The sequence below is a fragment of the Streptomyces sp. Q6 genome, assembly GCF_036967205.1.
GTDB classification, from domain to species: Bacteria; Actinomycetota; Actinomycetes; order Streptomycetales; family Streptomycetaceae; genus Streptomyces; species Streptomyces citrinus.
Genome location: NZ_CP146023.1, coordinates 1 through 20792, shown reverse-complemented (window position 1 = coordinate 20792; position 20792 = coordinate 1). Strand labels below are relative to the sequence as shown.

The following is a 20792-nucleotide window of genomic DNA, read 5'->3' as shown; positions in this document are numbered from 1 at the left end:
CGGGTCCTCTCCCCGGTCCACTCCGCGATCGTCCAGCAGTTTTTGCGCGGCAGGTCCGACAACAGGCCCAGCACCAACCGCCCGGCCCGCAGGCGAGGTTCGACCCGGGCGAACCGGTCCGCAATCCGGCTCATAGCCACCTCGAACGCCTCGCGCCAATGGGCGGGATCTATTCTGTGACCTGCGGCTGCCGTCTCCTCGTTTGTCCACACAACTCACGATGATCAACGGTGGCCGCACCCGTTTCCGCACCGGCCCCACTGTGGCTGAGGGCCCCACTTAGCCCGTTTGACCAACCGCAACGCTCAACAGCACAAGCCGGCGGGCCTACGGAGCCGACATGGCTGTGCGCTCGGCTTTCTCCAACCAGTCGGTGTACCAGCGGGCGAATGTCACCGACATACCGTCGCCGTCGAGCAGCGGGGCGAGGTCTACGTCGTCCACCCTGCAGTCGGACCAGACCGTGCCGCGGTGGCTGCCGCTGATGATCAGCCACTCTCTCTGGGCGCAGCCCTGGTGAGAGATCACGATGGCGCCAGCAGTGCGCTCCGGGGCGAACATGACGACCTCCCACCGCTCATCCCATGCCTCGATGGCGTCGTCGAAGTCCTCGATGTCGTCGAAGTCCTCCTCCTCGGGGCGTTGGGCAAGAAGGTCATCGAGCAGCTTCGGGTCCGGGCCTTGGTCGGGGAATGGCTCAGCAAGCCTCGACAGGTCGGCCAGGTCCGCGCCGTCGCCTTCCCAACGCCAGCGGCCTTGCACCCGCCGGACCGGGAACAGGCCATACGCGGGGCCGGCGCCGCCCGCGCCGACGTGGAGCAGGAAGGACCGGTACTCCTCTGGCAGCCGCACGCCCATCTGAGCCTCGAGTTCGGCAAGATCGCCCTGGGTAAGCGGGTCCTCCACTATCCACCTGTGCCCCAATGCCCCGAACACCTTGCTGCCAGAAGGCCCTGCACCCGCCGCCTCGACCCGCCGACGCCCACCCACCCACCACTGATCAGTCATGCGCAGACCGTACGTGCAGCCACCGACAGCTGGGGCGCGGGGCCCACTGCTGCCGTCCCGACGGGCTCAGAAACGCCCTGACGCCCCAGACCCCTCGGCCGCAACACGCACATCGGCCAGCTGAGACCCTCGGTAGCCAACCAGCGCCCTCAGTCACGCCCAGCAGCAAGATCACGAACTACAGCTGGAGTATTTGGGCCACGCCCGGCGCCGACGCCAGGCAGTTCTCCAGCGCGAGGCGCACATTGGCGTGCTCGTCGGTCAGGCGGGGTGATGCGAAACATGGCGCGTTCGCCATCACGGATCGGGGCGGAAGGCACAGCGGTGACATGGGACACCCCACACTCAGCTCGATCCACACGGGACGGCCGCCGAGCGTGTTGTCGGCGAGGTGACGCCAGATCCGCACCTTCGCCTCCCTCCTCGTCGTGTTCGCGGGGTAACGACGAGAAGTTGACGGTCTGAATCACTCGAACCCGGTGCTGACCTGCCCTTCCTGCGCTCCTTCGCCAGTGTCCTGACGAAATCTTGCAAAACCCACTCAGCGCACGGTCCCGTTCGCTTGGAGGTGGTCATCGGGATGACGGCCCTCGTGGCATGGTGAGGGCGGTATAGGCGACAAGCTCGGGGGGGGGGCTGATGGGTGGGACGGATCGTACGGTAGTGATCAGCGGCGGTGGCACTGGGATCGGTCGGGCCATCGCCGGGAGGTTCGCCGGGCAGGGCGACAGGGTGACCATCCTGGGAAGGCGAGCGGAGGTCTTGCGCGAGGCGGCCAGGAGATTGATGGGGCCCACCCGGTGCAGGCCATCGCGGTCGACCTGTCTGTACCGGAAGAGGTTGAACAGAAACTGGGTGAACTCCCCGAGCGTGTCGATGTCCTGGTGAACAACGCGGGCAGGCGGGGCACACCTTCACGGGAGGGCGGCCTGAAGGAAGTCGCCGAGCGGTGGCGGCGGGACTTCGACAACAACGTTCTGCCAGCGGTCCTGCTCACCGAGGCGCTCCCGCCACGCCTGACACGCCCCGGAGGCAGGGTGGTCACTCTCAGTTCCCTCGCTGCGCTGCGGGGGAACGGCTCCTACGGGGCGGTGAAGGCGGCTCTACTGGCTTGGAACCACGCGCTGGCACAGCAGTTGGGGCCGCACGGTGCCACAGCCAATGTGGTGGTCCCCGGCTTCGTCGCAGGCACCGAGTTCGTCGATGTACCCGCAGATGAGGAGGAGCTCGCCAGACGACGAGCCCAGACTCTGCTCGGCGAGGTCGGAGAACCAGACGACATCGCCGCCGCTGTCGCCTTTCTGGCCTCTCCCGAAGCCCGCTACATCACGGGCGAATTTTTGAACAGCAATGGTGGAGCGATGCTCGGGCGTTGAACAGATGCCACGACCGCTGTTTCGTCATCGGGGGTATCCGTCGCTGGCGCAGGGTGGGAGACGAAGGTGTGGATAACTCCGGGAGCACCCACGCCGGTCACTCTTCACCGCGTGCGCCGCAACGGCCGCTCCCACGCGCCTCAACTGGCCCCGCCGGCCGTGGGGAGCGGGCCGGGCGTCCACATGGAGCCGGTGGTCACGAGCGTGGTTCGATGAGGGCCGACCGCCATGCCCTCGCTGCCCGGAGGCCCGCCCGAACGGCACGAACTCTGGGCCGCCACGCCCCGCCCGCGAGGTAGCCTCTGGCCTCCTTCACATCCCGCGCTCTTCCAGCAGGTCACAGGCGCGGGTCGACAATTGGGTCTGCTGCACGATCGGGTGACATCTGAACTGGCTTGCCCTGTGGGGTGGGTGGGAAGGATGTCGCTGTGCCCAAGCCTTATCCGAAAGAGTTCCGCGAGGACGTCGTGCGGATCGCGAGGAACCGTGGCCCGGGTGTGACGGTCGAGCAGGTGGCCGCCGACTTCGGGGTCCATGCGATGACGCTGTGGAAGTGGATGCGCCGGGCAGACATCGACGACGGGACCAGGCCCGGAACGACCGGCCAGGAGAGCGCGGAACTGCGGGAGGCACGTCGGCGGATCAAGCTGCTGGAGCAGGAGAATGAGGTCCTGCGCCGGGCTGCGGCCTATCTGTCGCAGGCGCATCTTCCGGGAAAAGGATCTACCCGCTCGTGAAAGAGCTTGCCGCCGGCGGAGTTCCCGTCACGGCCACGTGCCGGGTCCTCAAGCTCGCCCGACAGCCCTACTACCGCTGGCTGGAGAGGCCGGTCACCGATGCGGAGTTTGAGGAAGCCGTCCGTGCGAATGCGCTGTTCGACCGTCAGCTCGCCCCGCGCAAAGCACTCAGCAGCCTCACACCTGATCTGCTCTGGCTTCTTCCGTTCCGCGGCGGTCAGCCCGCCGCCCTGCGCGTACCGCATACCAACGACGTACCGCAGGGATCATCCGCCGTCAGCCCCGACACCAAGCGGAAAGAGTCAGTAACTCAAGAACTTCCCAGTACGGTGCCGTCCAGGATCACGTACGCCTGCGTGCGGGCTGTCGCCATCGCCTCGAGCTGCGCATACGTGTCGCCGCACCGCAGATGGGCCAGGGCAAGCAGGGCCTGACGTCGGGGAGCCAGCCGTCGCCACCGGCTGCCTGTCTGCTGGCGTCGTGCCGCGAGCTCCCGGCTCAGGTGGCGCAGGTGCGCGGTGGACAGATCGATGGCCGACGGGTAGGCAAGCACACGCAGCTCCTGGAGCGACGGTTGATCCTGGTCGACAACTCGTCTATCAGGAGCTTCGTCGTTCTGCAGAGCCGTCCAACTCACCGTCGCACTCGACAGGTTGGAAGAGCCTCAGTGGGTTGCCATCGCAGTCATCGTGCGCGCCAACACGCTTATCGCCCTGCTCCTGGCCCCATGGACCCTGGCCACCGGACGAGTTGACTACCCAACCTGCGCTGCCGTTGCCATGGCGATGACCGCCGCACGCGGCTCCTACGCCGTCTACCGGCGCATTCAGCTGCGCTGACCGTGCACGGCGGGCCACGGCCGGCCGCACTGCAACGTGGGGACGGCCCGCGGGCCTGGCCCCGGCCGTCCCCACGCCTCCGCATCCGCATACCCCACGAACGGGCACGCTCGCCCAGCCGACAACCCGCGGCATCCCGAAACGAGGGACCACTCGCAATGGCTTCCGAAACCCTGTCCGCACCCCTTCCCGCCCACGGCCCCGCCGACCGACCCGCCAGGGCAGGCCGCCAAACCGCTCCGCCGCCCACACCGCACCGCAGCCAGCCGCCCGACCCTCCCAGCGGGGAGGTCTTCTACCGCGAGCACTCCTACGACATCGCCGAAGACCTCTTCCAGACGGTTGTCGAACTCCGCGACACCGTCTTCTCCGACGCCCCCACCCAACAGGTGATGACGTTCAAAGCACTGGTCCAGCGCCTCATGGACGACCTCGAAAGCGCAGCGGTCGGCCGCGGCCGCAGCCGCGGGGAGTCTCCCGAACAACTCGCTGCGGCCATCGGACTCAGCCTGGAGCGGCTGCGCAAAAAACACCACCCCGCCCTCACCGAGCAACGCCTGAGCCACCGCACCCGCCCGGCAGCCGGCCAAGGACCCGGCTCGCGCCGCCGCGACCAGGCAGCCTCCCCACAGGACTACCGCCGGCTGCTCGCCGCCCTGTCCTTCCTCCTGCGCAAGAACGCCCTCACCCAGAAGGCACTCGCCCAGCAAATGGGCTTCACCCCCTCCTACGTCTCCCGGCTCCTGTCCGGCGAGCGCACCCTGTCCTGGCGCTACGTCACCAAAATGACCGAACTGTGCGGCCGCGAGCCCGACCTGCTGCGCCCCCTGTGGAACGCTGCCTTCGCCACCTCCCCGCCCGTGGGCACCGACCCGGTCCAGTACTTGCGCGACCACCTGTGCGCCCTGCGCCTGGCGGTCGGCAACCCCGCCGACGCCGACCTCCTCAAGGCGGGCCGCCCCGAACTCACCGAACGACACCTGCAGATGAGCTTCACCGGGCCCGGCGTGCCCTCCTGGGAGACCGTCCGCCTGCTCGCCCGCACCCTGTCCTGCTCCGCCGAGGACCTTCAGCCGCTGTGGCGCACCGCCTCCGCCGCCCACGCATCCAACACCCCCGGCTGCGAAAGCGTCGGGACCAGCAGCGCCCTCGCCGAGGCCTTCGGCTGAACGCCATAGAACACCGGCCGTGCCCCGACGCCAGGGAAGGAGACGTCCGCGCATGCCCCGCCGTGACCCCGCCAGGCCTGCAGTGAAGATGCTGTCCGACGCCTTCCTCGCCTTCTACGAACTCCAGCAGCCCGGATACCTCGCCTACGCCGCAGCGCACCTGCCCGCGGACGAGGCGCGCATCGCCGTCGCGCACACCTTCGCCCTCATCGCTGCGGACTGGCCCCGGGCCGTCACGGAGCCCAACCCCGCCGCCTACGCCTGGGACCTGCACACCCACTTCGTCACCGTTCGCACCGGAACGAGCAGCAACCCTCAGCAAGACACCCTCCTGCTTCACGAACGACTCCACCTCACCGTCGCCCGCATCGCCGACCTCACCGGAAGCGAACCCGCAGTCGTTACCGCAACCCTGGCGGCAGCGCACCGCTGACCACCGCCCCTCGATGTCGTTCTCGGGTACAGCAGTTGGTGATTGCGCCACAGCCCGCAGCGCCAAGACGCCCCGCCAGTTGCCGTACTTCTCCGGCAACTGCACCCACTGCGCCCCGGTCTGAAACCTCCAGGCGATGGCATCGATCACCTCTCGATGGTCGTTCGGCCTCCGTGTAGGCCGCGGTCAGGGACGCCCTGAGCTGTTCGGTCTCGATGAAGACCGCGTTCGCGCCGAGGACCTCAAGGATTTCGGAGCGTTCGAGCAAGTCGTACATGGGCCGCGGGACGCGGGACGCCGCACAGGATGAGGTGGACACCTTGTTCGCGCAGGCGAAGGCAGGCACGCTCGTGGGCCTTGAGGAACGTCGCGGACGGGATGCCGGCTGATCCGCGTAGGGACAGGGCGATCGCCGCGTGGTGGGCGCCGTGAGGGTCGGGCCACTCGTCCGCGAGGCGGTTCACCTCGGCGAAGAAGCCGCCGCCGGCATAGTGCAGAACGGTGGTGCGCCCGCTGGGGACTTCCGGCGGGGGTTCAGCGAGCCGGTGTGCCAGGGGCCATCGCCGTCCGGGATGAGCTGGGCCAGGCGGCCGCGCCGGGATTCGGCGACCGCGTGCAGGAGGATCGACAGACCGGCACCAAGGAAGATCGCGTACTGCAGGGCCAGTTGGGTGGTGGCCAGGAACGTCAGGATCGTGGCGGCCGCCGACAGCCACGAGGTGCGCAGAACCAGGACGATGTCACCGACTCGCCCCGCGATCAGCTCGCCGCCGATGACCAGGAGCAGCCCGCCGATGACAGCCATCGGGATCTGCCCCGCGTACGGCCCGACGACAAGGACGAGGACGGCGAGCTAAACGCCGGCGAAGATCCTGGACCAGCGGCTCTGCGCGCCCGCGCTGGTGCCGAGTCCGGTAGGGGAGAGGGAGCCGCCGGTGGGCAGGGCCGGGAAGAAGCCTCCGGCGATGTTGGCGAGGCCTTGGGCGGTGAAGTCCCTGGACGCATCAGGGCGGGTGCCGTCCGGGTTGGCGACCGGCGGCGCTGATCCCGGCGGCCTGGGCGAGCGCGACCAGCGCGATGGCGAAGGCGCCTGCCGCAAGTTCGGGAACGGATTCGAGGTCGGGCAGGGAGCACGGCGGCAACGCGCGGGGGATCGCCGCGATGTCCTTGACCAGTTCCACGTCCGGCCCGTGATCAGGCAGACCAGGGTCACGGCGAGCAGGGCAAGGAGCGTTGCGTACGACTCCAGCCTTCTGACGGCGCGAAAGGCGGCCCAGGCGGCCAGGGTCGCGACGGCGACCAGCACAGTGGTGCCGTCCCCGTCGCCGATGTGGACAAGGGAGTCGACGACCTTGGCGAGGGTGTTGTGCGGGGTGGGCGTGTAGCCGGTGGCGTCCTTGAGGACGCCGGTGACGATCTGCAGCGTGATCCCGGTGGTGAAGCCGGTCATCACGGCCGTCGACACGAACGACAGCACCGAGCCGAGCTTCAGCAGCCCCATGGCAAGCATGATCACGCCGACGAGGACCGTGAGCGCGGCCAGGGCTCCGAGGTCACCGGGGTCGAGACCCGCGGCGGTCAGCACGCTGCGCGACGACAGGGCGATCGCGCTGGTGAGCGTGGTGACCATCAAAGCGGTGCGGGCGAACACCGAGCCGACGACGGTGGGGACGGCGCCGGACCACAGGCCGAGCGGCGCGGCGAATCCACCCGATGCCGGCGTGGGCCATGCCCTCAGGAGAAGCCTGACACGATGTCGCGCGGTGTCGGTCGGCCGAGGCCGCCTGCGGTGCTCGGCGATGGCACACTCCCGGCAGGCTCGGGGGCGCTCTCGGCTGGTGGGCTGTCGGCCATGGGCGCTCTCCGCGTGATGCAAGTGTGTGCGTCGCCGCCGCGCCGTGCGCACATGAGCTCGGCGGCGACGTGATGTGGACGCCCCGGAGGCTGTGGTTCAGGGGGTGACGATGGGGAAGTCCTGGTCGCCGGGGTCGAGTACGGCGGTGAGCCGGTGCAGTGCCGACGCGTCTCCCTCGACCTGGACACCCGCCCGGTCAAGGCCCTCCGGCGTCAGCCCGGTGACGGCCAGTTCGGACAGGGCGCGGACCGTGCTGGTGAGCGTGACGTCGGCGGCCGTCTTCTGGGATGCGGCGGTATAACTGAGGACCCCGTTGACCAGGCGCAGACGGTAGCGCTCGTCGGCGTCGGTGAGGTGGACGTCGATCGTGAGGTCCTCGTCCCAGGCCTTGGGTCCGTCGACCTGGATGGAGATGGCGTCGAAGAGCATCGTGGGGGTGAGGTTGGCGACGATGTCGGCCGATGCCGTGACGGTGGGGGTGCCGAACTGGCCCTCGCGCAGTTCGGTGGTGCCGGAGAGATAGAAGTTGCGCCAGGTGCCGTTCTCGGCGCCGTAGCCGAGCTGTTCGAAGGTGTCGGCGAGCAGTTCGCGGGCCGCCGCGTGGTCGGGCTGGGCGAAGACGACGTGACTGAGCACCTCGGCCGCCCAGCGGAAGTCGCCCGCCTCGAACGAGCCGCGCGCCTTGTCCACCACCGCGTCGGCGCCGCCCATGAACTCGACGTAGCGCCTGCCCGCCTCGACGGGCGGGTGCTGCCACAGGTGAGCCGGGTTGCCGTCGAACCAGCCCATGTAGCGCTGGTAGAGCGCCTTGAGGTTGTGGCTGACCGAGCCGTAGTAGCCGTGCGTGTTCCAGGCGTTCTCCAGGGCCGGCGGCAGCTTCAGGTACTCGGCGATCTCGGTGCCGGTCCAGCCCTTGTTGATCAGGCGTAGTGACTGGTCGTGGAGATAGCCGTACAGGTCGCGCTGGATCTCCAGGAACGCCACGACGCGCTCCTTGCCCCAGGTCGGCCAGTGGTGCGAGGCGAACGCCACGTCCGTGGTCTCGCCGAACAGATCGACCGCCTCGGTGAGCGCGTGCGACCAGGCGTGCGGGTCGCGGACCACCGCGCCGCGCAGGGTCAGCAGGTTGTGCAGGGTGTGGGTGGCGTCCTCGGCCGTGCACAGGGCGCGGAAGTCGGGGAAGTGGATCAGGAGTTCGGCCGGCGCTTCGGTGTTGGGTGCCATCTGGAAGACCATGCGCACCCCGTCGACGGTCTCCTCCTGGCCCGTCGCTGTGATCTCCAGGGTCGGCGGGATCAGGGTCACCGTGCCGGTCGAGGTCGTCTGGCCGAGCCCGGCGCCGACCGCGCCCTGCGGGCCCCGGGCGAGCGCGGCGCCGTACATGTAGGCGGCCCGGCGGCCCATGGCGGTGCCCGCGTACACGTTCTCGGCGACGGCGTGCTCGGTGAAGCCCTCCGGCGCGAGGACCGGGACGTGCCCGGCATCCACGTCCTCCTGGGTGGTGACGCCCTTGACGCCGCCGAAGTGGTCGACGTGCGAGTGGGTGTAGACGATTCCGGTGACCGGGCGCTCGCCGCGGTGCTCGCGGTAAAGGGCCAGTGCCGCCGCGGCGGTCTCGGTGGAGATCAGCGGGTCGATCACGATCACGCCGGTGGTGCCCTCAACGAACGTGATGTTCGACAGATCCAGGCCACGCACCTGGTAGATGCCCTCGACCACCTCGAACAGCCCCTGCTCGGCGACCAGCTGCGACTGGCGCCACAAGCTCGGGTTCACCGTGTCGGGAGCCTCGCCCTTGAGGAAGGCGTACGTGTCGTTGTCCCACACGACCCGCCCGTCCTCACTGGTGACGGCACTCGGAACGCGACGGGCGATCAGCCCCCGCGCCGCGTCCTCGAAATCCTGCCGGTCGGAGAACGGCAGGCGATCCCTGAGGTCCGCCTGCTGCCTGGCGATGGACGACTGCGCACCCTGAGAAGTAGGAGTCATATCGTCAGATTCAAGCTGCAAAAGGGCAAAAATGAGTGGACGGCGCGCGCTGTCCGGCGAACAGCGGCCATGATCCGCTCCCTCGGCGCGCGCCAAGAGGGTCGCGCGACCGGCAACGTCACGTCCCGCCCGGGAAGACCGTCACGCTCATTACCCCCTTGCCCCCGCAACCCCGCCCACAGCGACCCGTTGATGACCCATGCGGTCACCGGGCAACCCGACTCCACCTGCCAGAACGGCACCGATGCGCTCGGGAGCGCAACGGCCGCAGGCATGAGATCAGTCTGCGCTGGTCGCACTCCGTTCCGTCGAGCTCTCCGAGTCGCACGTGAAGTCGCCGAAAGTGCCCCTGGACGCGGCAGTTGGGTCGACTGAGAGGCCGTGGAAGAGGTCGTACTCCGCCGACTGCTTCGGGCCGCACTCTTGTCACGGGTGAGGTGCCCCAGGTGGTCGCGCAGCCAACACAGACGGCCGCCGTGACGAGTGTGCTCAGGGGCCGTGGCGGGTTGGGCCGAGTGGCACCCTGGGCGCAAACTCCGTCAGAGGGCCGGGTCGCGGTCCCCTCCGGCCGGGCGGCGGGAGCGGGTGAAGTAGGTGACGACAGCCAGCGCGAACGCCGTCACGACTGACGCCACCAGTCCCGCCTCCAGGCGGGAGGCGAACGCCGAAGAGTCCTCCCACAGACGGTTCAGGGCAGGGGGATACAAAGGTGCCAGGGCGACCAGCCCGATCATGGCTGCCCTCCGGGTCCGGCGGACGGCAGCCGCGCCGGCAAACAGCAGGGCGAGGTCTGCCACGGCCCACGTGCTCGCTCCGGGTATCTCGCACAACACGGCGAACGCCAGCACTCCCGCGGCAGCGGTCAGCCACGCGGTGCGATTGCCGGGCGTCGGCAGGAGCCGCAGAGGTGCGAGCCACAACAAGGCGCAGACCAGCAGGGGGCCGCCCATGCCGACCAGGGGAAGGGCGACCATGCCGGTGCGCTCGGCCCAGTACGAGGCGGAGGTGACCGCCGCCACCACTGCGAGGACAGCGGCGGCGGAGGCCAGCATCCTGCCGGCCGACACCCGACCCAGAAGGAGGGCGGCCAGGGCCAGGGCGGCCAGGGCCACGCCCGCGAGGGCCGGCAGGGTGCCGAAAGCCTGATTCATCTGGTCCCAGGACATGGCGCGTTGGAACATGTTCGCCTGCAGGACTCGATCGGCCGACTGACCGGCGATGCTCAAAGCCAGAGCCGCGGGCGCGGAGGCGGCCAGGATCCGCCCGGGCGAACGGTCGGAGCTGAGCCCCGTCCGCAGCCGGAGGCCGTGTACGGCGAGAGAAGCCGCCTCCGAAACGATGGCGGTGAATCCGCGGCCGGCGGCTGCGGCCAGGGCGGTGTCCTCCAGCTCCGTCCCCAGTTCGGCGCGGTAGCGGGCCGGGTGGGTCTTGACGGCCCACTGCACAAGACGTGTGTTCATGCGGTCGCTCCCACGGGGCCGGCCGTCGGGGATCCCATCCTGCGGCGCGCTTCCCGTGTGATCGCTTCCATGCGTTGTACCTCGACGTCGAGCGCTGCACGTCCGGCGTCGGTCAGGGCGTAGGTACGGCGGGCCCGTCCGTCGACGACTTCTTCGCGGTCCACGCGTACCAGCCCCTGGTGCAGCAGCCGGTCCAGGGCGCCGTAAAGGGTGCCCGCCCGGAGGGTGACCCGCCCGCCGGAAATGCGCGCCACCTCACCGATCAGGGCGTAGCCGTGCCGGGGCGCGTCGGCCAGCGCGGCGATCAGGAGCAGCGTGGGCTCCCGCATCGGTTGAGAACGATCACTGTCACTCATGACGCCTATATATATCGGCGACTTGACTATGCGTCCAGTCGGTCCCTTCGCTCCGCCCGCCGCGAGCGGCTGACACCACTGCCCCCCTCCACCGGGCCGCCCGGGCGGGGGGGGCATGCCGAGCACGGGATTGCGGCGTGCCGTCGGCCGGCGGTGGTCACGCCTCACCGTGAGGCCGATCAAGGCTGCGACCCGGCCGCTACTGCTGGCGAACCCCGAGGTCCGAAGTCAAGTGCGCCCTTCGCGCGGATGGGTGCCTGGCTATCCCGACCGTCCCGTGGCACGGCCCTCGACATCAGCCAGCGGGGTGCCGCCGGGTTCTCCACCCCTTGGTGTGCCGCCCTCGAAGTGCGCTCGGGACTACCGCTCAGGGGAATCTTGCTTTGCAAGATACCGCCTACCTATCATGCAACGCATGGAACCTGGCAAGACATTAAGCCAGCTCCGCAAGGGGGTCCTTGAGTACTGCGTGCTGTCCCTCCTGCGTGACGGCCCGCGCTACGGCACGGAACTACTGGGAGCACTCGCGGACACCGGAGCACTGGCAACGAGCCAGGGCACGGTCTACCCGCTGCTGTCCCGGCTGCGACGCGAGGCGCTGGTGACGACCGACTGGAGCGAATCGCAGAACGGTCCTCCGCGGCGCTACTACACACTCACCGAGGAAGGCCACGCGGCGCTCGCCGATTTCGCCGGAGTGTGGGCCGACTTCACCGACGCAGTCGACCGCCTCATCACCCCCGACATGACGTCCGACCGGAGAAGACAGTGAAGACCACCACCCACCCTGAGATAAACCGTTACCTGACAGCCGTCGATCGAGCCTCCTCAGCCCTGCCGTCCGATCGCCGAAGAGACTTGGTGGCAGACCTCTCCGAGCACATCACCGTCGCTCTGGCCGAACGGCCCGGCGAGCTCGACCAGATCCTCGCCGAGCTCGGCGACCCCCATGACATCGCCACGGCGGCCGTCCGTGAGAATGCCCAGTCGACCCCCGATCAGGTGCGCGGCAACCCCCGCACAGTCCTGACCCTGCTCGCTCTCGGCTCGACCGTCGGACTCTTGGCGCAGATCGCGGGCCACGGAGAGCAACTGAACTTCCCCGTCCTGGTTCTCAACCTTCTCGGCCTGGCCACCCTGGCCGTGTCCGCGTGGTGGACGACCTCACGCAAGTGGATCACCGTCCTCTGGTTCATTGCGCCGAATCTGCTCATGCACGCGCTCGACCAAGCACTGGGCCTGGGCCACGGGGCCGAAGTGGTCCTCTCCTGCGCAGCCGTCTCCGTCCGCGCAGCTGTGCTCGTGTGGCTGTGGCGCCACCGCGTGGCTCCGGAAGGACCCGGCCGGATCTCCCTGCGCATCCCGCGCTGGGCCGGCATCCTGCTGTGGGGTGCCCTGCTCCTGTTCCTCGTCCTCGAAGTGATCCTCTGGATCTCCGCCTTCGCCGTCACCGACGGTCTTTCTCAGGTCAAGACCGGAACCCTGCACTGATCCAACAGACCGGGCCTGCCGCCGTCCTCGTACTTGCATGCACGCGCTGCCAGCGGCAGCACTGATCCACCCACCGGACGAACGGCTCGTCGGCCGGCGCACCACGTCGTCTCGGGTACCTCGGTGCGCAGCGCTATGACCTCTTTCCAACCTGGCGTTGCCCCAGGCCAGGAAGGTTTCGGCCGTCGATCAGGCAACCCCGCAAAGCAGCGGTTCCAGCACCCTGCACGTGCCAGCGCCAGCGATCCGCATCGCCCAGCCAGCCAGGTTGGAAGGGGCTCAGTGTGATTGTGCGCTCCAGCTTCCGAGCTGGTGGTCAGCATGCTGACGTGCGGGTTTCATCGGGCCGGTGTTCATGAACAGGGTCACCATCGTGCGCGCAGCACGCCGTCGCTGTCGGGGAGAGCGGCTTGGAGGAGTGGATCGCGTTCGTCGGCGTAGAGGGACAGGGCACGGGCCGCTCGCGCCTCGGCCACCAGGGCGACGAGCTCCTGATACTCGGTCTCATCGACGGTCACGTCTCTGATCGTTCCGTCCTCCGTCTCCCGGACGAACTCGACGTGCCATTCGGACGGTAGTGCGGCCAGGACCGTGCCGACGTCGGGTTGCAGGTCAGGCCAGACGGTCAGCAGGGCGCGGGGGCCGAGACCGGCGCGCACCGCGTCGAGGTTTTCCGCGGTGAGACGGTGCCAGCGTGTGGCGTTGACGACGTGGGTCTCCTCCAGGAGCAGGCCTCGTCGCGCCACCAGTTCGGTTCGCAGCGACGTCCAGAAGCCTTCGTCGGCGGCCTTCGTCACCTCTGTTCCGCGGCGTAGGGGGACGCCTCCATCGGTTCCGCGAAGAGGCCGAGTTCCCGCGTACGGACCGCGGCGCCTGCGCAGGGCCGGTCGCTGCCCACGTAGACGTACTGGTCCCATCCGACGTGCACGGCGAAGACGTCTCCCGCCTCCAGCCGGCACCAGGCTCCTTGCTCACGGAGCATGACGCGGATCAGCTCCAGGGCCACTTCCAGAAAGACCTCGGCGCCGTCGTGGTAACCGGTGAGGTCGGCCGGGAAGAGACCGCTTAGACCGTGCCCCTCGGCTGCCGGCTGGGCACCGAAGCGGACGAACCCGGTGACGGAGGGCTCGCGGATCTCCAGCCGGTCAATGCCCGCGGCTTCCGCGAACGCGGCGACCGCCTCCAGATACGCGGCCTCGACCGGCCCGTGGTCACTGACCGCCTCCTCCACACCCTGGTAGCTGCCGTGTTCGTCACGGTCGGCGGGGTCGTACTTCGTGATCCGGTGAACGAAGGCAGGCGGCACGCTACTCCTAGGCAAGGTGGAAGGTAGCGCCAGCGTAGGTCCCGAGCCGAACTCGTAGTTCGCAGTTCTGCTGCGCAGCCCGACGGATCTTTCTGGTGACAGAAGGACTGCTGAATGGGCAGATGTGACAAGCAGGACGCCTCGCTTGGGACAGTCGGGCTGCTTTGGCCACCCCGGTTCACTAGGGCCTGTCCGGCGGATCATGGACGGATACTCGGTGAGGATGCCAGTGGTGGGGCCTACGATCCAGGGATGCGAGCTTCAGGAACGTTCAAAGTTGCCGAGTTCACCCCAATTCCGTTGCCGAGCCCCGCGATCGAGACGGCGCTGCCCGTCGGTGTCTCCACCATGGAGAAGCAGTACGAAGGCGAGATCATCGGTCGCTCTGCGACCCTGTTCACCGCCGCGTTCGACCAGTCCAGCGGGACGGGGACGTATGTCGCTATGGAGTCCTTCGAGGGAACGCTCCACGGGCAGGTAGGCACCTTCAATTTCGCGCACTCCGCGGCCACCCTGGGCGAAGGGAGACAGGACGAGTTCTTCGTCATCGTCCGTGGCAGTGGAACGGCTGCGCTGGCCGGGATCACTGGGGCCGGCGGCATGGCAGTGGACGCGGACGGCACCCACCGGATCTGGTTCGACTACGAGCTCGGCCCGTAAGGGCGACGCGTCATGAACGGAGCCGGAGCCGAATCGAGGCGACGGTGATCGTGCCATGGAAGATGTAGGCACGTTTGTCGAACCTGGTGGCCACGGCCCGGGAGTTCTTGAGGGCGTTGATCATCCGCTCGGCTTCGTTCCTGCACTTGTAGATCGTCTTGTTGAATCCGGCGGGCCGACCGCCCTTACTGCCTTCGCGCCGGCGGTTGACCCGCTGGCTCTTCGGTTCGGGGATGGTGTGCTTGACCTGGCGCCGTCGCAGGTACTGGCTTCGGCTTGCCAAGGTGACGTTGGTGTGTGGAGGGTGAGGCCGGTTCCGGCTATGCAGCCGTCGAGGGTGCGGGGTCGGTAAGTGGAGTCGTTTGGTGCGGTTGCGGACGAGGTTTTCCGGGCGGTCCAGGGCCGACGGCAAGGTTGGCGAGGCTGTGTTTGTCGTCGGCCCAGAGGCCCTCGGCAGGGTTGAGGTCGGGTGCGTAGGCGGGCAGCAGGAACACCGTCAGCCGGTCCCCGTCGTCGATCATCTGTCGCATGTGGCGGGAGTTCCCGACTGGTGCACCGTCGTGATCCGAGAGCTGGGGTTCCCCCTCGCGCTCACCGCCCGTCACCCCACAGCCCGGCTGGTCCCCGATGCCCCGAACCGTCGGCGGCAGGGCGACCGCAACGACGCAAGCGTCACCATGCCGCGATGGAGAGTTCGGCGGGCATGCCCCATGCGAGAATTGCGTGCATGACTCATGAAGTTGGGCGATCCGGCGACCTGGTCCGCGTCTCCGACGACGAGCGCGACCGGGCGGCGGAGCAGGTTCGCGAGGCTTTCACCGCAGGCCGCCTGACAGCAGTCGAACTTGACGACCGCATCGGTGCGATCTACCAGGCGGCGTCTCGCGCCGAGTTGGAGCCCGCGATCCGTGACCTCCCTGCGTCCGGCCGCAGGGCAGCGCACCTGCCGGACCGCCGTCCCACCTTGCGCTTCGCTGCCGGAGTCTTCGGGGGGTTCGTCCGCGCCGGCGCTTGGACCGTTCCTCCCCGGTTCACCTCGTGGTCGATGTTCGGAGGCGGACGACTGGACCTGCGGGACGCCCACTTCGTCAGCCACGAGACGACGATCAGCGCCGTGGCGCTGTGGGGCGGAACCCGGATCACGGTCCCCGACGACGTCGAGGTCGACGTCAGGGGCGTAGGACTTTTCGGTCTGTTCGGAAAGCGTGCAGCCCGCCGGGCCGAGCAGGGCTCCCCGGTGATCACCATTCGGGGGCTCGCCCTCTTCGGCGTCATCGTCACCAGGAGCGGACCCGCAGGGAACGACACGCGGCGATGACCGATGCCCGTGTCGCGGCGGACGTGATGCACTGCCGCCGCGACCCGGCCGCCCCCTGCTGCTGTCGACCGCGCCATGGGTGGTGCAGATCGCGCTGCGGCCCCGCCAGGCGGATAAGGCCCTCTCTCAGATCGGGCGGGCGTTGCGGGCGGAGGCCCTCATGGAGGCCGCCCTCGTCGCAGGACTCGGTCACGGTCCCCAGTGCGGTGGCCCCGGCGGAGCTGATGGCGAGGGATGCATGGCCACACCACAAGGACAGTCCGGGTGCCGGTCGGCCGATCCGCGGTCAGGCAGCCGGACCGGGACCAGCGGAGTCGCGTGGGGTCCGGTCGGGCTGCCGGGAGGCGTCATGCAGCCCAGGGGAGAGGGATCTTGTCCTCGCTGCCCGGCATCATGGCGCTGCCCCCGACGGTCATGGCGACCAACGCCTCCGCTCGCCCGCCGATCGCGGTGATCTGCCGCACCGAGCCAGCGGAGAGGATGAGCGCCTGTCCGGCCTTGACGTGCTCGGTCCTGCCGTCGACCTCGACCTCGAGCGTGCCCGCGAAAGGCATCCAGACCTGCTCGCGGTCGATGATGTGCACCGGGCCGGACACGGCCTCTTCGAGCGCCACCCGCCAGGTGCTCACTTCGGTACTCCCCTGACTGGGGCCGGCCAGGGCGAACATCGACCCTGACGCCGTGACGGTGGATCGCTGCTCGGTTTCACTGACGACGCGCATGGAACCTCCTGTGTAAAGTAGCTTTACTTGCGGTGAGTAAAGCTACTTTCGAAAGGTGTGTCAAGATGCGCTAATGGAGCCCCGCGACCCCCTCGAGCGCACCGAGCTCACCTTCCTTCTCGGGATGGCCTTCCAGCTCGTCCTCTCGGAGTTCGTGAGCCGTCTCGACGCCGCCGGCTACGCCGATCTTCGCCCCGTGCACGGCCTGGTCTTCCAAGTGCTGCACGGATCCGGCCTGACCAGCAGCGAGCTGGCAGAGCAGTTGGGGGTCACGAAGCAGGCTGCCGGCCAGATCGTCGACGACCTCGAGAAGCGCGGATACGTGGAACGACGGCCCCATCCTGCAGGCGGTCGGCGCAGACTCGTCGTCCTGACGGGCAAGGCGATGGAGCACATGGCCGTGGCCGGCCGAACCATGGACGGCCTGGAAGGCGAGTTGGCCGGCCACCTCCGCGAAGCGGGCCTGGAAGTCCCTCGCAGCGAACTTGCAGCCCTCGTCCGCGCACTCGCCGGGGATGCGATCCCACCTCTACGTCCGATGTGGTGACCGGGGACGAGCACAGGCTCCAGCGCGAGACATCACTGCGCTCTGTCTGGCGGCAGTAGCTGTTCTCGACCGATCTTCGGCGCGGGCGGTGGCCGCCTCGCGCCGGGACGGGATGTCGGCGACGAGTTCGGTGACGCTCACACGGCCAGCCCGATAGTGTCGCGCCAGGCGGAGCTCGGAGCGGTCAGCCGGCGGGCCATGTTCGCGTTGGAAGCCCACTGGGCGCGTGAGGCGGAGGTGTCGGGCCGGTGGTTGTACTCGCGGGCTAGGCGCCGGTGCAGCAGCAGGGTTCCGTCGACCTGCTCCACGATCCACCGCCTGTGCTGCGGGACGCAGCCTCACCCAGCTGGCGAGCACGGCTGTGCCGCCGGTGGGTGTGTTGCCGGGCGTCGAAAATGCCGACGAAGGCGGCGTTCACGGTACCGACGACCCGTGACGGCGACGCCCCGCCAGCGCGGGTGCGGGCGGGGCGGTCGTCGGTGCGGTGTTGTCTTCGTGGGCAAGGTACCGGTGATTCAGCGGGTGACCCCGTCGGCCTGCAGCCGGAGATCGAGCCAGGGGATCGTCTCGCCCGGCAACAGGTACTCGTCGATCTTCACGAATCCGCGCTGCTGCGCGAAGCGGAGGCCGTCTGTGTTGGATGCCAGTACCACGGTCGCGATGGCCTCGGCGCCGAGGTCCCTCGCCTGCGTGAGACCACGCTCATAGAGTTCTGCACCGAGACCCTGGCCACGATGCTTGGGGTGGACACGAGCGATGACGGTCGCCACGGGTGTCTCGCTTGCGGGTGGCCGAACGGTCGTACATCCGATCAGGGTCTCGTCGAGATAGGCGACCTCAAGAACGTTGTACTGAGAACGTTCGCGCACCTCGTCGAAGGACCGGTGGTGCGTGGGTATGACGAGGTTGTGGACGTACTGCCAGTCACGGACCGTGGCGTCGCCGCCCACCTTTTCGATGCGAAGGCGGGACATCGGGCCAGCAAATCCTCAGGTGGTAGTCCTTGTCAACAGCGATACCGGGCTATGCCTCTGTCGCGCGGACTGGACGCTCAGTCGCCGACGACCTCGCTCACGAAGGCGCGGGCGGCGGCGTCGAGGAGGTTCTTGCCGGCAGTGGCGAAAGCGGCGACCAGGGCATGCGCAAACAGGTTGTTAACCGTTCTCGGAAAGCCGCGCGAGGCCGGGTGGATCAAGGACGAGGGCGTCCGGGCAGGTGCGAACCGAGACGGTCCTGTGGGCGGCGACCTCACCGGTGACCACGCCGATGAAGGGCGTCCTGATTGGCTGCACCACCGTGCGCCCGCCCACCGAGGACAACGGCGCCACCGCCACGGTCATCGCTCGTGTCCTGCCCGAGCACCGCCGCCGCGGCCTCGGCACCCGACTCTACGAGCGCGCCCTAGGCCAGGCCCGTGCGCTGGATGCCAAGGTGATCGAGACCGTGGTACTGGCCTCCATTACGGATGGGCTGCACTTCGCCGAACAGCACGGCTTCGTCGAGTTTGATCGTTATCTGCTGCGCGAGGGCGACACCGTGCCCTGGATCGACCTGCGCCTGATCTGACCTGCCGTCAGCCCGACAGGCTCGACAGAGCGCCTCGGACCAGCAGGAATGGCGACGTACCACTGGAGCACTAAGAGGACGTTCGTGCTAACTATGTGTAGGTTTGGGGTAGTTGGGTCGCGCCGGGATTAGCCGTGTACAGGAAGAATAGCCGAAATACCCATTCAAGGAAAACGTGCCCGGCCTTGCGGTTCATTCCAGTTCCTGCCGATGGCTCCTGTCCGGTTCGAGTACATCCCTGAAGCTGGCTTTTGCCTCGCTCGATCGAGCGATATGCCCGGTTGGGGACCTCGTGCATGAGTGGTCCCATGACCTCTTCGCAGCAGCGCGAGCCCTACCTGAGCGATCTCTCCGATGCCCGCTGGGCGTTGATGGAACCGACCTTGACGGCCTGGCGGGCCGAGCGGCAGAAGACCTCGCTCAACCTGGGCGGGAAGGTCACTGACCTGCGAGAAGTCATGAACGCGATCCTCTTCCTCACCGGACCGGCGTCCCCTGGCGCTACCTGCCCCACGACTTCCCGCCGCACACCACGGTGTTCGGCTACTTCAGCGCCTGAACTGCGGACGGCACCATCGAGAGACTCGGCCTCCACCTCCACCGGATGGTGCGTGAGCAGGCAGGACGCACCGCCGAGCCCACCGCCTGCGTCATCGACGCCCAGAGCGTCAAGACCGCCACCAGCGTGCCCACCGCCACCCAGGGCACCGACGCCGGCAAGAAGATCGTCGGCCGCAAACGCAGCATCGTCGTCGACACCCTCGGCCTGTTACTGCTGGTCATGGTGACCGCCGCCAGCGTCTCGGACAACGAGGCCGGCATCCAGCTCCTCACCCAAGTCGCCGCCGACCACCCCACCATCCGCAAGGCATGGGTCGGCACCGGCTACAAGAAGAAGGCGATCGAGCACGGCGCCACTCTCGGCATCGACGTCGACGTCATTCCGCGAAACGAGCAGGTCAAAGGCTTCTCCGTGATCCCGCGGCGGTGGGTTGTGGAGCGGAGTTTTGGATGGATCATGATGCACCGCCGCCTCGCCCGTGACTACGAGACCAAACCGACACACTCCGAGAGTATGATCCGCCTCGCGATGATCTCCAACCTCGCGAAACGAGCAACGGGCGAAACGCCCATAACTTGGCACAACTCATGAACTATCAAGTCTTCAACCGGAACGTCCTCTAAGGAAGTCCTACCAGGAGCTGTCCGGCCGATCATTGGTGTGTGCAGCCAGCGGAGGTTGTCTGCGCGGTCCCATAGCCTGCACCCATGACCACCCTGGAGTACCTCTCGACGATTGACTCGCTGGCCGTGCAGCCGTTCCCGGAGGTGACCTATGTCGACGCCTCCGGGGAAGGTGGACCAGAGCATCATGTGCGCGTACTGCAGGTCAGTCGGGATTTCTGGGATGACGACGACGGGCAGGCCTGGGTTGAGGCCGAAGCCGAACTGCGGGCCAGCCTCGACGGCCTGGCGGCACGCCTGACGGATCGGTGGGGCAGTGCGTTTGTCGTGGACCTCGGACCGTATCTCAGCGCCAGCTGCGAGGGAGAGTCGGTGCCCGAGCCGCTCGACTACCTCAGCCAACAGGCCGTGAGCATGCAGGTGTGGCCGCTCCCCGACAACGATCGTTGGCTCGGGCTGGCGCTCGGCCAGGCCGACAAGGAGCTGCCTCTCATCCTTTTTGCTGCGGTCGGCCGGGCGCCCGCACTCGACTTGAACGCGGGTGGCCGGTCATGAGCGGAGCCGGAGCCGAATCGAGGCGACGGTGATCGTGCCATGGAAGATGTAGGCACGTTTGTCGAACCTGGTGGCCACGGCCCGGGAGTTCTTGAGGGCGTTGATCATCCGCTCGACTTCGTTCCTGCGCTTGTAGATCGTCTTGTTGAATCCAGCGGGCCGACCGCCCTTACTGCCTTTGCGTTGGCGGTTGACCCGCTGATTCTTCGGTTCGGGGATG

Annotated in this window: 21 protein-coding genes and 7 pseudogenes; 12 read left to right on the top strand and 16 right to left on the bottom strand. The window is 68.1% G+C overall.

Annotation, left to right across the window (positions count from 1 at the left end):
* Positions 1–2: 2 nt before the first annotated feature.
* Positions 3–134 (bottom strand): annotated as a pseudogene (locus tag V2W30_RS39585) (IS701 family transposase); the annotation flags it as partial.
* Between the two features lie 193 nt (positions 135–327).
* Positions 328–1008, bottom strand: coding sequence for an SMI1/KNR4 family protein (locus V2W30_RS39580; protein ID WP_338704004.1), 681 nt, complete (start codon positions 1006–1008; stop codon positions 328–330).
* A gap of 639 nt (positions 1009–1647) precedes the next feature.
* Between V2W30_RS39580 and V2W30_RS39575 the strand changes: the two are divergent.
* Both V2W30_RS39575 and V2W30_RS39570 read left to right on the top strand, forming a co-directional pair.
* Positions 1648–2384: pseudogene (locus V2W30_RS39575) on the top strand (SDR family NAD(P)-dependent oxidoreductase).
* Between the two features lie 428 nt (positions 2385–2812).
* Entirely contained in the window at positions 2813–3121 is a 309-nt protein-coding gene (locus tag V2W30_RS39570) for a transposase (protein ID WP_338704003.1), read from the top strand.
* Positions 3122–3443: 322 nt separating this feature from the next.
* On the opposite strand, the pseudogene V2W30_RS39565 reads toward V2W30_RS39570, so the two are convergent.
* Positions 3444–3674: pseudogene (locus V2W30_RS39565) on the bottom strand (IS5/IS1182 family transposase); the annotation flags it as partial.
* Between the two features lie 444 nt (positions 3675–4118).
* On the opposite strand from V2W30_RS39565, the gene V2W30_RS39560 reads away from it, so the two are divergent.
* Positions 4119–5129: a helix-turn-helix transcriptional regulator gene (locus tag V2W30_RS39560; protein ID WP_338704002.1), complete on the top strand. Its 1011-nt coding sequence runs from the start codon at positions 4119–4121 to the stop codon at positions 5127–5129.
* Positions 5130–5181: 52 nt separating this feature from the next.
* Positions 5182–5562, top strand: a complete 381-nt coding sequence (locus V2W30_RS39555) for a hypothetical protein (protein ID WP_338704000.1) — start codon at positions 5182–5184, stop codon at positions 5560–5562.
* Between the two features lie 460 nt (positions 5563–6022).
* On the opposite strand, the gene V2W30_RS39550 is transcribed toward V2W30_RS39555, so the two are convergent.
* The 5 genes from V2W30_RS39550 to V2W30_RS39530 all read right to left on the bottom strand — a co-directional run bounded on the left by V2W30_RS39550 (position 6023) and on the right by V2W30_RS39530 (position 11222).
* Positions 6023–6367, bottom strand: a complete 345-nt coding sequence (locus V2W30_RS39550) for a hypothetical protein (RefSeq protein ID WP_338703999.1) — start codon at positions 6365–6367, stop codon at positions 6023–6025.
* 48 nt (positions 6368–6415) lie between these two features.
* Entirely contained in the window at positions 6416–7213 is a 798-nt protein-coding gene (locus tag V2W30_RS39545; RefSeq protein WP_425244728.1) for a SulP family inorganic anion transporter, read from the bottom strand.
* Between the two features lie 300 nt (positions 7214–7513).
* On the bottom strand, positions 7514–9406 hold the full coding sequence (locus V2W30_RS39540) for an alkyl/aryl-sulfatase (RefSeq protein WP_338703997.1): 1893 nt from the start codon (positions 9404–9406) through the stop codon (positions 7514–7516).
* Positions 9407–9945: 539 nt separating this feature from the next.
* Positions 9946–10866: a hypothetical protein gene (locus V2W30_RS39535; RefSeq protein WP_338703996.1), complete on the bottom strand. Its 921-nt coding sequence runs from the start codon at positions 10864–10866 to the stop codon at positions 9946–9948.
* On the bottom strand, positions 10863–11222 hold the full coding sequence (locus tag V2W30_RS39530) for a PadR family transcriptional regulator (RefSeq protein ID WP_338703995.1): 360 nt from the start codon (positions 11220–11222) through the stop codon (positions 10863–10865). The genes V2W30_RS39535 and V2W30_RS39530 overlap by 4 nt, the downstream gene beginning before the upstream one ends.
* A 415-nt stretch (positions 11223–11637) precedes the next feature.
* On the opposite strand from V2W30_RS39530, the gene V2W30_RS39525 reads away from it, so the two are divergent.
* Together V2W30_RS39525 and V2W30_RS39520 are read left to right on the top strand one after the other, a co-directional pair.
* Positions 11638–11994 (top strand): PadR family transcriptional regulator, encoded by a 357-nt coding sequence (locus V2W30_RS39525; RefSeq protein WP_338703994.1) that lies wholly within the window; start codon positions 11638–11640, stop codon positions 11992–11994.
* On the top strand, positions 11922–12713 hold the full coding sequence (locus V2W30_RS39520) for an HAAS signaling domain-containing protein (RefSeq protein ID WP_425244727.1): 792 nt from the start codon (positions 11922–11924) through the stop codon (positions 12711–12713). The genes V2W30_RS39525 and V2W30_RS39520 overlap by 73 nt, the downstream gene beginning before the upstream one ends.
* Before the next feature lie 365 nt (positions 12714–13078).
* On the opposite strand, the gene V2W30_RS39515 is transcribed toward V2W30_RS39520, so the two are convergent.
* The gene (locus V2W30_RS39515) at positions 13079–13510 is read right to left on the bottom strand and encodes a hypothetical protein (RefSeq protein ID WP_338703992.1); all 432 of its coding nucleotides are present in this window, start codon (positions 13508–13510) and stop codon (positions 13079–13081) included.
* Positions 13507–14019 (bottom strand): hypothetical protein, encoded by a 513-nt coding sequence (locus tag V2W30_RS39510; protein WP_338703991.1) that lies wholly within the window; start codon positions 14017–14019, stop codon positions 13507–13509. Before V2W30_RS39510 ends, V2W30_RS39515 begins: the two co-directional genes overlap by 4 nt.
* Positions 14020–14271: 252 nt before the next feature.
* Here V2W30_RS39510 and V2W30_RS39505 point away from each other — a divergent pair, with 252 nt between their 5' ends.
* Positions 14272–14679: a DUF3224 domain-containing protein gene (locus tag V2W30_RS39505; protein WP_338703990.1), complete on the top strand. Its 408-nt coding sequence runs from the start codon at positions 14272–14274 to the stop codon at positions 14677–14679.
* Positions 14680–14689: 10 nt separating this feature from the next.
* Here the strand turns inward: V2W30_RS39505 and V2W30_RS39500 are convergent.
* A pseudogene (locus V2W30_RS39500) lies at positions 14690–15016 on the bottom strand (IS5/IS1182 family transposase); the annotation flags it as partial.
* Positions 14962–15218, bottom strand: a pseudogene (locus V2W30_RS39495) (transposase); the annotation flags it as partial. The pseudogenes V2W30_RS39500 and V2W30_RS39495, both read right to left, overlap by 55 nt.
* Positions 15219–15364: 146 nt before the next feature.
* Here V2W30_RS39495 and V2W30_RS39490 point away from each other — a divergent pair.
* The gene (locus V2W30_RS39490) at positions 15365–15997 is read left to right on the top strand and encodes a DUF1707 SHOCT-like domain-containing protein (protein ID WP_338703989.1); all 633 of its coding nucleotides are present in this window, start codon (positions 15365–15367) and stop codon (positions 15995–15997) included.
* Between the two features lie 347 nt (positions 15998–16344).
* Here the strand turns inward: V2W30_RS39490 and V2W30_RS39485 are convergent, their stop codons facing one another.
* A complete protein-coding gene (locus V2W30_RS39485) occupies positions 16345–16719 on the bottom strand; it encodes a cupin (RefSeq protein WP_338703988.1) in 375 nt (124 codons plus the stop codon).
* Between the two features lie 73 nt (positions 16720–16792).
* Here V2W30_RS39485 and V2W30_RS39480 point away from each other — a divergent pair, with 73 nt between their 5' ends.
* Positions 16793–17266, top strand: a complete 474-nt coding sequence (locus V2W30_RS39480) for a MarR family winged helix-turn-helix transcriptional regulator (RefSeq protein WP_338703987.1) — start codon at positions 16793–16795, stop codon at positions 17264–17266.
* A 515-nt stretch (positions 17267–17781) separates the two neighbouring features.
* Here the strand turns inward: V2W30_RS39480 and V2W30_RS39470 are convergent.
* Both V2W30_RS39470 and V2W30_RS39465 read right to left on the bottom strand, forming a co-directional pair.
* Positions 17782–18240: a GNAT family N-acetyltransferase gene (locus V2W30_RS39470; protein ID WP_338703986.1), complete on the bottom strand. Its 459-nt coding sequence runs from the start codon at positions 18238–18240 to the stop codon at positions 17782–17784.
* Between the two features lie 77 nt (positions 18241–18317).
* Positions 18318–18461: a hypothetical protein gene (locus V2W30_RS39465; RefSeq protein WP_338703985.1), complete on the bottom strand. Its 144-nt coding sequence runs from the start codon at positions 18459–18461 to the stop codon at positions 18318–18320.
* A 20-nt stretch (positions 18462–18481) separates the two neighbouring features.
* Here V2W30_RS39465 and V2W30_RS39460 point away from each other — a divergent pair, with 20 nt between their 5' ends.
* From V2W30_RS39460 to V2W30_RS39450, 3 genes and pseudogenes are all read left to right on the top strand, one after another.
* Positions 18482–18832: a GNAT family N-acetyltransferase gene (locus tag V2W30_RS39460; protein WP_338703984.1), complete on the top strand. Its 351-nt coding sequence runs from the start codon at positions 18482–18484 to the stop codon at positions 18830–18832.
* A 308-nt stretch (positions 18833–19140) separates the two neighbouring features.
* Positions 19141–19985: pseudogene (locus tag V2W30_RS39455) on the top strand (IS5 family transposase).
* Positions 19986–20101: 116 nt separating this feature from the next.
* Complete coding sequence (locus tag V2W30_RS39450; RefSeq protein WP_338703983.1) at positions 20102–20572, top strand: hypothetical protein; 471 nt, start codon at positions 20102–20104, stop codon at positions 20570–20572.
* On the opposite strand, the pseudogene V2W30_RS39445 reads toward V2W30_RS39450, so the two are convergent.
* A pseudogene (locus V2W30_RS39445) lies at positions 20567–20792 on the bottom strand (IS5/IS1182 family transposase); the annotation flags it as partial. The gene V2W30_RS39450 and the pseudogene V2W30_RS39445 overlap by 6 nt on opposite strands.